Origin of the sequence: Adlercreutzia sp. DFI.6.23 (assembly GCF_024462535.1) — a bacterium.
GTDB classification, from domain to species: Bacteria; Actinomycetota; Coriobacteriia; order Coriobacteriales; family Eggerthellaceae; genus Adlercreutzia; species Adlercreutzia rubneri.
Genome location: NZ_JANGBP010000283.1, coordinates 1 through 351 on the forward strand (window position 1 = coordinate 1; position 351 = coordinate 351).

Annotated in this window: 1 pseudogene; it reads right to left on the reverse strand. The window is 68.1% G+C overall.

Features of this window, described 5'->3' with window-relative positions:
* Positions 1 to 196 (reverse strand): annotated as a pseudogene (locus tag NE591_RS13385) (IS21 family transposase); the annotation flags it as partial.
* Positions 197 to 351: the final 155 nt, after the last annotated feature.

Consider the following 351-nt stretch of genomic DNA (forward strand, 5'->3'; position numbering starts at 1 on the left):
TGGCCTCTATGACCTCCCTGTGGCGGTCCAGCCCGCTCGGGCGGCACCTGCGCGCGTCCTCCACCTGGCCGCCGGCCTTCCAGTACTTGGCCACCGTGTGCCGGTTCATGCCGTAGCGCCGGGCGATGTCGGTGAAGTTGGGCGTGGTGCCCGCCTGCCTGTACATGTCGAACTCTCCCATGATGTTCCTTTCCAATCGGGGCTCCTTCCGTCCGGAGACGTCGGGAGCCTACACCTTGCGGCGCCGGGGGCGCCGCCGGCCAAAGTCCGGTAGCGCGATCGGCGCCTGTGCGGTGGCGCGATTGGCGGGAAGCGGGGGCCCAATCGGCGATTATTACGGTAGCGCTAACA